At 71.3% G+C, this 9,121-nt stretch carries 11 protein-coding genes, 1 tRNA gene and 1 pseudogene; 8 read left to right on the top strand and 5 right to left on the bottom strand.

The features are described 5' to 3' along the window. The 4 genes and pseudogenes from ACILQS_RS13610 to ACILQS_RS13595 form a co-directional block, all read left to right on the top strand. Positions 1-203, top strand: a pseudogene (locus tag ACILQS_RS13610) (hypothetical protein); the annotation flags it as partial. Positions 204-254: 51 nt separating this feature from the next. Beyond that, complete coding sequence (gene gltX / locus ACILQS_RS13605) at positions 255-1,724, top strand: glutamate--tRNA ligase (protein WP_395640671.1); 1,470 nt, start codon at positions 255-257, stop codon at positions 1,722-1,724. Between the two features lie 5 nt (positions 1,725-1,729). Continuing rightward, on the top strand, positions 1,730-1,960 hold the full coding sequence (locus ACILQS_RS13600) for a DUF167 domain-containing protein (protein ID WP_395640670.1): 231 nt from the start codon (positions 1,730-1,732) through the stop codon (positions 1,958-1,960). Positions 1,961-2,042: 82 nt separating this feature from the next. After that, positions 2,043-2,114 (top strand) — tRNA-Gln (locus ACILQS_RS13595). Between the two features lie 61 nt (positions 2,115-2,175). On the opposite strand, the gene galK is transcribed toward ACILQS_RS13595, so the two are convergent. Beyond that, a complete protein-coding gene (gene galK, locus ACILQS_RS13590) occupies positions 2,176-3,339 on the bottom strand; it encodes a galactokinase (protein ID WP_395640669.1) in 1,164 nt (387 codons plus the stop codon). Further along, the gene (gene galT / locus ACILQS_RS13585) at positions 3,336-4,448 is read right to left on the bottom strand and encodes a galactose-1-phosphate uridylyltransferase (RefSeq protein ID WP_395640668.1); all 1,113 of its coding nucleotides are present in this window, start codon (positions 4,446-4,448) and stop codon (positions 3,336-3,338) included. Before galT ends, galK begins: the two co-directional genes overlap by 4 nt. A 49-nt stretch (positions 4,449-4,497) precedes the next feature. Here galT and ACILQS_RS13580 point away from each other — a divergent pair, with 49 nt between their 5' ends. Continuing rightward, a complete protein-coding gene (locus ACILQS_RS13580; RefSeq protein WP_395640667.1) occupies positions 4,498-5,292 on the top strand; it encodes a DeoR/GlpR family DNA-binding transcription regulator in 795 nt (264 codons plus the stop codon). Then, entirely contained in the window at positions 5,289-5,786 is a 498-nt protein-coding gene (locus ACILQS_RS13575) for a nucleoside deaminase (protein ID WP_395640666.1), read from the top strand. Before ACILQS_RS13580 ends, ACILQS_RS13575 begins: the two co-directional genes overlap by 4 nt. Before the next feature lie 13 nt (positions 5,787-5,799). On the opposite strand, the gene ACILQS_RS13570 is transcribed toward ACILQS_RS13575, so the two are convergent. The 3 genes from ACILQS_RS13570 to ACILQS_RS13560 all read right to left on the bottom strand — a co-directional run bounded on the left by ACILQS_RS13570 (position 5,800) and on the right by ACILQS_RS13560 (position 7,680). Continuing rightward, positions 5,800-6,135, bottom strand: coding sequence for a hypothetical protein (locus tag ACILQS_RS13570; protein ID WP_395640665.1), 336 nt, complete (start codon positions 6,133-6,135; stop codon positions 5,800-5,802). Positions 6,136-6,265: 130 nt separating this feature from the next. Beyond that, positions 6,266-7,171, bottom strand: a complete 906-nt coding sequence (locus ACILQS_RS13565; RefSeq protein ID WP_395640664.1) for a rhomboid family intramembrane serine protease — start codon at positions 7,169-7,171, stop codon at positions 6,266-6,268. After that, positions 7,168-7,680, bottom strand: coding sequence for an ATP-dependent zinc protease (locus tag ACILQS_RS13560; RefSeq protein WP_395640663.1), 513 nt, complete (start codon positions 7,678-7,680; stop codon positions 7,168-7,170). Before ACILQS_RS13560 ends, ACILQS_RS13565 begins: the two co-directional genes overlap by 4 nt. 32 nt (positions 7,681-7,712) lie before the next feature. On the opposite strand from ACILQS_RS13560, the gene ACILQS_RS13555 reads away from it, so the two are divergent. Continuing rightward, positions 7,713-8,909: a RimK family alpha-L-glutamate ligase gene (locus ACILQS_RS13555; RefSeq protein WP_395640662.1), complete on the top strand. Its 1,197-nt coding sequence runs from the start codon at positions 7,713-7,715 to the stop codon at positions 8,907-8,909. Further along, positions 8,906-9,121, top strand: a 216-nt coding sequence (locus ACILQS_RS13550) for a hypothetical protein (protein WP_395640661.1), incomplete at its 3' end; no start/stop codon positions are given. The genes ACILQS_RS13555 and ACILQS_RS13550, both read left to right, overlap by 4 nt.

Genomic DNA, 9,121 nt, shown 5'->3' with positions numbered 1-9,121 from the left:
GCACCCGGGCCCGGCTCGTGGCGCTCGGCGCGGCGGGCTACGTCGCCGTGCTCGCGCTGGTGACCGTGCAGGCGCTGGCCGGCGAGTCGATCGTGCAGCCCTCGGCGCCGACCCTGCTCGCCGGGGCCGTGATCGCGCTCGCACTGGCCGGGGGCGCGGCGTGGGCACTGCTCGACAGTCGGCGACGGGTCTCCGCGCCCTGAGCCCCGCGCCCTAAGCTCGCAAGGGTGTCAGCGCTCCCCTTCTCCACCGCCATGGGCACCGATGTGCGCGTCCGCTTCTGCCCGAGCCCGACCGGCACGCCCCACGTCGGGATGGTGCGCACCGCCCTGTTCAACTGGGCCTACGCGCGCCACACCGGCGGCAAGATGGTGTTCCGCATCGAGGACACGGATGCCGCCCGCGACAGCGAGGAGAGCTACCTCCAGTTGATCGACGCGCTCACCTGGCTCGGCATCGACTGGGACGAGGGCGTCGAGAAGGGCGGCCCGCACGGGCCCTACCGGCAGTCGCAGCGCACGGAGATCTACCTGGAGATCGTCGAGCGGCTGAAGGCGTCGGGGCATCTCTACGAGAGCTTCGTCACCCCGGACGAGATGGAGGCGCGCAACGTCGCCGCCGGCCGCGACCCGCGCCAGGGCTACGACAACTTCGAGCGCGACCTGACGGAGGAGCAGCGCGCAGATTTCAGGGCGCAGGGCCGTCAGCCGTCGCTGCGCCTGCGGGTGCCCGACTCCGACCTGAGTTTCGACGACCTGATCCGCGGTGAGATCACCTTCCCGCAGGGCTCGTTCACCGACTTCGTGGTGGTGCGCCCGAACGGCGCCCCGCTCTACACCTTCGTGAACCCGGTCGACGATGCGCTCATGGGCGTCACGCATGTGCTGCGGGGGGAGGACATCCTCTCGTCCACGCCGCGGCAGATCGCCCTGTACCTCGCGCTGATCGAGATCGGGGTGACCGACGTCATCCCGCGCTACGCCCACATGCCGCTCGTGCTCGGTGAGGGCTCGAAGAAGCTGTCGAAGCGCGACCCCGAGTCGAACCTGTTCCACCACCGGGATCGCGGGTTCATCCCCGAGGGTCTGCTCAACTACCTCGCGCTGCTCGGCTGGTCGATCGCCGCCGACCGCGACGTGTTCACTCAAGCCGAGTTCACCGAGGCGTTCGACATCGTGAACGTGAACCCGAACCCGGCCCGCTTCGACCAGAAGAAGGCCGACGCGATCAACGGCGACCACATTCGGATGCTCGCCCCCGACGACTTCCAGGCGCGGCTGCTGCCCTACCTGACCGGGCTCGTCGCCGACCCGCCGACGCCCGACCAGCAGGCGATCCTGCGCGAGGCCGCGCCGCTCGTCCAGGAGCGGATGACGGTGCTCTCCGAAGCGCCCGGCCTGCTCGCCTTCTTGTTCACGCCGACCGACGCGCTGACCTACGACGACGACGCGCTGCCGAAGGACGCCGACCAGGCCCGTCGCATCCTCGAGGCCTCCTCCGCCGTGCTCCAGCAGCTCGACGACTTCTCGACCGCCGCGATCGAGGAGGCGCTGCGCGCCGAACTCATCGAGGGCGCGGGCCTCAAGCCCCGGGATGCCTTCGGTCCGCTGCGCACCGCGCTGTCGGGTCGGCGCATCTCGCCGCCGCTGTTCGAGTCGATGGAGATCCTCGACAAGGAGGCGACGCTCGCCCGCCTCGAGCGCTTCCGCCGGCACCTCGGCTGATCGGGATGGCGGAGCTCGTCGCCGTGCACGTCAAGCCGGGTTCGTCGAAGGGTCCGCTCGTCGAGGAAGGTCCCGACGGCGCGCTGATCGTCTACGTGCGGGAGCGGGCGATCGAGGGCGCGGCCAACGACGCCGTCGAACGGGCCGTCGCCGCCCACTTCGGGGTCTCGCCGTCTCGGGTGGCGATCCGGCGAGGACGAACCTCCCGCCGCAAGATGCTCGAGGTCGTGACCTGATCGTCCGCGGCCCCGGGGCGCGTCGACGGGTGCTCCCGGTGCGGTAGAGTGGTCAGTCGGTCCGGCTTCGGCTCAGGGCCATTGGGGTATGGTGTAATTGGCAACACGGCTGATTCTGGTTCAGTTGTTCTTGGTTCGAGTCCAGGTACCCCAGCAGTAGAAAAGCCCCGGGCATCCCGGGGCTTTCTCGTTTCTCCGACGCGGTCCGAGGTCGGTCAGTCCTCGCGCCGTGCGCCGTCGGACGCGGTCACCGGGAACAACTCGGGCGCCGCGAAACCAGCCCCGGCGAACGCGTCCACGACGGCCGCCCCGATCCGCTCGAGCTCTGCGACGGGCGCGAGCGCGATCGCCGCCCCGCCGAACCCGCCGCCGGTCATCCGCGCCCCAAGCGCACCGTTCTCCCGCGCCACCGACACCGCGAGGTCGAGTTCCGGCACCGAGATCTCGAAGTCGTCGCGCATCGAGACGTGCGAAGCATCCAGCAGTGAACCGATCGCGGCGGGCCCGCCCGAGCCCAGCGCGTCGACGGTGCTCAGCACGCGGGCGTTCTCGGTGACGACGTGCCGCACGCGGCGGAAGGTCACATCGTCGAGCATCCCCTCGGCGCGCGAGAGGTCGTCGACCCCGAGGTCGCGCAGCGCGGGCACCCCGAGGGCTGCCGCCCCGGCCTCGCAGGACGCGCGGCGGTCGCGGTAGCCGCCGGTGGCGTGCGAGTGGTGCACGCGGGTGTCGATGACGAGCACGGCCAGGTCGTTCGGCGCGAGGTCGAGCGGGATCGTGCGGGTCTCGAGGGTTCGGCAGTCGAGGAAGACCGCGGCATCCCGGATGCCGAGCAGCGACGCGGACTGGTCCATGATGCCGGTCGGCGCGCCGACGACGGCGTTCTCGGCGTGCTGCCCGACGCGGGCCAGGGTGCGACGGTCGAGGCCGAGCGCCCACACCTCGTCGAGGGCGACGGCGACGGCGCTCTCGATCGCGGCGGAGGACGACAGCCCGGCCCCGACCGGCACGTCGGAGTCGATCAGCAGGTCGACGCCGCGCGCACCGGCGAGGTCGGCATCCAGCTGCCCCAGCGCCCACGCGACGCCGAGCGGATACGCCGCCCAGCCGGTCACCCGACCGCCGGCGACGGCCGCGTCGAGGTCGGCGAGGGTCAGGGAGACGGTCTCATCGCTGAAGGTGCTCGCCAGCCGGATCACGTTGTCGTCGCGCAACCCGAGGGCGACCGTGGTGCGGCGGTCGATGGCGAACGGCAGCACGAAGCCGTCGTTGTAGTCGGTGTGCTCGCCGATCAGGTTCACGCGCCCGGGGGCCGACCAGACGCCGAGCGGGTCGGCCCTGTAGGCAGCACGGAAGAGCGAGCGGATGCCGGCGCTCACGCGTCGACCGCCTCGAGAGCCGTGCGCAGCTGCGAAGCCGTCTGCTCGGGCAGCACGTCGCCGATCCAGGCACCCATCGCCGCCTCGGAGCCGGCGAGGAACTTCAGCTTGTCGACCGCCCGTCGCGGAGAGGTGAGTTGCAGGTGCAGCCGGGCGGTGTCGCGGGCGACGTGCACCGGGGCCTGATGCCAGGCGGCGATGTACGGCGTCGGGGTGTCGTACAGCGCGTCGACCCCGCGCAACAGCCGTCGGTAGAGCACCGCCAGCTCGTCGCGCTCGGCGTCGGTCGTCGCCGCGAGGTCGGGCACGTGGCGGTGCGGCAGCAGGTGCACCTCGACCGGCCAGCGGGCGGCGAAGGGCACGAACGCGGTCCAGTGCTCCCCGGCCAGCACGACCCGATCGCCCGCCCGCTCGAAGTCGAGGATGCGCTGGAACAGGTCGGGCGCCGTGCGGGTGAGGGCGTCGAGCGTTCGCTGCGTGCGCGGCGTGATGTACGGGTAGGCGTAGATCTGCCCGTGCGGGTGGTGGAGGGTGACGCCGATCTCGACGCCGCGGTTCTCGAACGGGAACACCTGCTGAATGCCGGGCAGCGCGGAGAGGGCTGCTGTGCGCTCGGCCCACGCCTCCACGACGGTACGTACGCGGCTCACCGTCTGGCCGCCGAGCGACCCCTCGGTCTCGGGGCTGAAGCACACCACCTCGCAGCGGCCCACCGCGGCGCGCGTGCGACCGAGGCCGAGTTCGGCGAGGTCGTCGAGACCGCGCGGCGAGTCGGGGATGCCGGCGAGCCCGGGTCCGAACGAGGGGGAGCGGTTCTCGAAGACCGCGACGTCGTAGTGCGCCGGAATCTCCGAGGGATTGCTCGGCGACTGCGGCGCAAGCGGGTCGCGGTCGGCCGGTGGCAGGAACACCCGGTTCTGGCGCCCGGCGGCGATCGAGATCCAGTCGCCGGTCAGCACGTCCTGGCGCATCGTCGCGGTCGCGGGGCGCGGGTCGAGCACGCGGGCATCCACGGCGCGCGCCGGTCCGAGGGCGGTGTCGGCGTCGTCGAAGTAGATGAGTTCGCGGCCGTCGGCGAGCTGCGCGACGTGCTGGGTGATCGGAGGCACGCGTTTAGGATAAGGAAACCGCCGCTTGTGCTTTCGAAAGGTTTGCGAAGTGAAGATCGAAGACAGCACCCCACCCGAGGCGCGACGGGAAGCCATCCTCGAGCGCCTGGCCGTCGACGGATTCGTCTCGGTCGCCACCCTGTCGTCGGAGCTCGGCGTGAGCGACGTCACCGTGCGCGCCGACCTCGACGGGCTCCAGCGGTCGGGGGTGCTGCGGCGGGTGCACGGCGGGGCCCTGCCCGCCACCGGTTCCGTGCGCGAGGCCTCGGTCGAGACCACCGCCGAACTCGACGCCGACACCAAGAAGCGCATCGGCCGTCGCGCGGCGGGCCTGGTCGCCGACGGCGCCAGCATCCTGCTCGACGTCGGCTCGACCACCCTCGCCGTCGCACGTGCCCTCGTCGCCCGCTCCGACCTCACCGACCTCGTCGTGATCACGAACGGGCTGTCGATCGCGCTGGCGCTCGAACCCGCCATCCCGCGGTTCACGGTGCTGCTGACCGGCGGCACGCTGCGCCCGCTGCAGCACTCCCTGGTGAACCCGATGGTCTCGAGCGCCCTCGCCGGGATGCACGTCGACCTGGCGATCATCGGCTGCACCGGCATCGACGACCGGGGCCGCATCACGAACGTCAACCTCCCCGAGGCCGAGGTCAAGCGGGCGATGATCGACGCCTCGGTCCGGCGCCTGCTGGTCGCCGACGCCACGAAGCTGGGGCGCCGCGACCTCGGGATGGTGGGCACCCTCGACGAGTTCGAGACCTGGGTGACCGCGGGCGATATCGGTGACGACGGCGCGGCGCTCGCGGCGGCATCCGGCACTGCCCTCATCGTGGCCTCATGACCTCCGCGCCCGAACCCCGTGTCGTCTCCGTCGAAGACGCGGGGCACCTCCGGCACGCGATCGCCCTGGCCGCGCAGGCCAGAGCCGGCGGCAATCATCCGTTCGGCTCGATCGTCGTGGCCCCCGACGGGCGCGTCGTCGAGGGGATGAACTCCGTCGTCACCGAGCGCGACCCCACCGGGCACGCCGAGACCAACGTCGTGCGGCTGGCCGCCCGGGCACTCTCCCACGACGAGCTGCGCGCGAGCACCCTGTACACGAGTACCGAGCCGTGCGCGATGTGCGCGGGCGCGATCTACTGGTCGGGCATCGGGCGCGTGGTCTACGCCCTCGGCGAGGATGCCCTGCGCGACATGGTCCCCGCGCAGGACGGGGAGCCGACACTGGCCCTGCCCTGCCGCGAGGTGTTCGCCGCCGGAGGCCGACCGGTGGATGTCGCCGGCCCCGCGCTCGTCGACGAAGCCGCCGCCGTGCACGACGGCTTCTGGGAGTAGGCCGCCGGAGCGGTCAGTACTCGCGCCGGTAGTCGCCGAGGTTCGCGACGGCGTCCTCCCACGACGCCCAGCTCACTCCCACCCCGAGCGACTGCTCGTTCGGGTCGCCGATGCGCCAGGCCGCCTCGTCGCCGATGATCATCGGAGGCAGGTGGGTGAGGAGGCCGAGCTGCACGCCATCGACGGCGACCTCCCAGGCCGTGGCCTCGAGACGGGTGAGGGTGTAGGTGACGCCGCCATCGACCCACTCCGAAGGCAGGTCGACCTGGACGCTCGGCAGGCCGGGGGATTCGATGGTCGCGAAGGAATGCGGATGAGCGCCTGATCCGCCGGACGGGGATCGGGACATCGGAACCTCCTTCCGCGTTCGGGAGAGGTCGACGGCACGGCCCCCATTCGAGGGTAAACCACGTCGTCTCGATCGCCTAAGGAGGTGACGAGACGACGGGATCCCTCACGGTCGGGCGACGGGGGAGCCGTCAGAGACCGTAGTAGGCGGGGGCGCTCGCCACGAACAGCGCGAACACCACCAGCAGCGCGGCCGCGATCCCGGCGATCGCCGCGATCTGCACGTTTCGCTGCTCGCGCCGACGGGTGCGCAGGAACACGGTGCCGATCGCGGCACCGACAGCCAGCCCACCGAGGTGCGCCTCCCACGCGATGCCGCCCGCGACGAAGCCGATGACGACGTTGATGCCGAGCACGATCAGCAGTTGGGTGACGTTCACCCCGATCGCCCGCCGCAGCGGAAGGTACGCACCCATCAGGCCGAAGATCGCCCCCGAGGCGCCGAGCGCCGAGCTCGGCGAGAGGAAGCCGCCGGTCGCCTCGATGATCGCGCCGTCGGTGAGGATCGCGAGCTCGTAGATCGCGAGCACCCCGATCGAGCCGCCGACCGCGGTGATGAGGAAGAGCGCGAGGAACCGAGCCCGACCGAGGAACGATTCCAGGGCCGGTCCGAACGCGTACAGCGCGTAGAGGTTGAACAGGATGTGGATGATCGCGGTCGGGGAGTGCAGGAACGCCGAGGTCAGCAGGCGCCACGGTTCCGCGCCGACGAGGGTCGGGTTGAGCACCCACGCCGAGGTGAGCGCCTGCCCGCTGATCCACTGGATGGCGTAGGCGACGGCGATGAGCCCCATGAGCACGTAGGTGACGATCGAGCGTCCCGGTCGCAGCGCCCGCGCGACCCGTGCCCCCGGCGTCGCCGCCGCGGCGCGCGCCTCGCGCACGCACTCCGGGCAGTGCACGCCGACCGCGGCCTGCGTCTGGCACTCCGGGCAGATCGGGCGTCCGCAGCGTTGGCAGCTCACATAGGTCGCACGGTCGGGATGCCGGTAGCAGGCCGGGGCGGCGTCGTGCGCGGGGGAGCTCGGGTCGGTCACGTGGTCGATTCTGCCGGTCGTCCCCTGTTACGACGCCGAATGGGCCGGGGCGCCCGGCCGCCGAGGAACGAGCTGCCCGCATCCACGACGAATCGGCGCCGCAGCGCCTGGCGGCCGATCAGCATCCGGAAACCCATCGCGTCGCGATTGCTGAGGGTGACCTCGGCGGTCACCCGACGCCCCATCAGCTCGAGGCGCATCTTCACGACGATCCGCTCCTGCACGTGGCCCGACGAGCTACGGACGCTGCGCACGTCGTGCACCGGGCATTCCACGACGACCTCGTCCTCGGTCGATTCCTGCCACGGCCGCACCCGGAATCGCACCCAGTCGGCGCCGTCCATGTCGAACCGCTTGATCTTGTAGGCGTGCAGCGACGACGTGCGCGCCCCGGTGTCGAGTTTCGCCTTGATCCACGGCACGCCGATCTCCGGAAGTTGCACCCATTCCCGCCACCCCGCCAGCGTCACCTGCCGGTCCGGGGTGTTTGAATGAGAGGGCTCGGCCACGCCACCATCTTCTCGTACCCCGAGGGCTCCCCATGAAACTCGCGATCCTCTCGCGCGCCCCGAAGTCGTACTCGACTGCGCGGCTGCGCGCCGCCGCCGAGCAGCGCGGTCACACGGTGCGCGTGCTCAACACCCTGCGGTTCGCGATCGACCTCTCCGGAGCCGAACCCGACCTCCAGTACCGCGGACGCCCGCTGTCGGACTACGACGCGATCCTGCCGCGCATCGGGGCGTCGATCACCTACTTCGGTACCGCCGTCGTGCGGCAGTTCGAGCAGATGGATGTCTACACGCCCAACACCGCGAACGGCATCGCCAACGCGCGCGACAAGCTGCGGGCCACCCAGATCCTGTCCCGCCACAACATCGGGATGCCGGCGACGGCGTTCGTGCGCAACCGCGCCGACGTGCGCCCGGCCATCGAGCGCGTCGGCGGAGCCCCCGTCGTCATCAAGCTGCTCGAAGGCACCCAGGGCATCGGCGTCATCCTCGCCCCGGAGGTGAAGACGGCCGAGGCGATCATCGAGACCCTCCAGTCGACGCGGCAGAACGTGCTCATCCAGCGGTTCGTCGCCGAGAGCCGCGGCCGCGACATCCGCGCCCTCGTCGTCGGCGACCGCGTCGTCGCGGCGATGCGGCGCACGGCGCAGGGCGACGAGTTCCGTTCGAACGTGCACCGCGGCGGCAGCGTCGAGAAGATCGAGATCACCCCCGAGTACGAGCAGGTCGCCGTGCGCTCGGCGCAGATCATGGGGCTGCGCATCGCGGGCGTCGACATGCTCGAAGGCGCCGACGGACCGCTTGTCATGGAGGTCAACTCCTCGCCGGGCCTCGAGGGAATCGAGACTGCGACGCAGCTGGATGTCGCGGGCGCGATCATCGACTACCTCGCCAACCAGGTGGCCTTCCCCGAGATCGACGTGCGGCAGCGGCTCAGCGTCTCGACCGGCTACGGCGTCGCCGAGATCCTGGTGCACAACAACGGCGACTTCGTCGGCAAGACGCTGGGCGAATCCGAGCTCGGAGACCGCGACATCACGGTGCTCACGGTGAACCGCGGGTCGACCGTCATCCCGAACCCGCGCAAGGGGACCGTGCTCGAGGCCGGCGACCGGCTGCTCTGCTTCGGCAAGCTCGAGGAGATGCGCTCGATGATCCCGGAACGCCGTCGTCGGCGGGCGAAGGTGCGCAAGTTGCCGGCCGAACCGATCCCGACCGAGACGTCGTGAGCCACGACGACGACGCCGCGACCCGGTTTCCGCACGATCGGTGGTTCACGGGACCCGGCTCCAGCGGCGCCCGGTTCATCGGCACCGTCATCGGGCTGGCCCTGATCCTGCCGACGATCCCCGCCACGCTTCTGGAGCGCGCCGCCGGCGACGTCGTCGTGGTCATCGCCTGCGCTGCCGTCGCAACCGCTGCGGCCGTCGGGGCCGTCACG

This window comes from Pseudolysinimonas sp. (assembly GCF_044239695.1).
Lineage (GTDB): Bacteria > Actinomycetota > Actinomycetes > Actinomycetales > Microbacteriaceae > Pseudolysinimonas_A.
The sequence above is the reverse complement of the archived record's forward strand: the minus strand, read 5'-3'. Positions and strand labels throughout refer to the sequence as shown.

Coding starts and splice junctions, on each gene's coding strand:
- ACILQS_RS13570 (WP_395640665.1), bottom strand. CDS start 6,135: ATGTCCCGATCCCCGTCCGGCGGATCAGGCGCTCATCCGCATTCCTTC.
- ACILQS_RS13575 (WP_395640666.1), top strand. CDS start 5,289: ATGACCTCCGCGCCCGAACCCCGTGTCGTCTCCGTCGAAGACGCGGGG.
- ACILQS_RS13555 (WP_395640662.1), top strand. CDS start 7,713: ATGAAACTCGCGATCCTCTCGCGCGCCCCGAAGTCGTACTCGACTGCG.
- ACILQS_RS13600 (WP_395640670.1), top strand. CDS start 1,730: ATGGCGGAGCTCGTCGCCGTGCACGTCAAGCCGGGTTCGTCGAAGGGT.
- gltX (WP_395640671.1), top strand. CDS start 255: ATGGGCACCGATGTGCGCGTCCGCTTCTGCCCGAGCCCGACCGGCACG.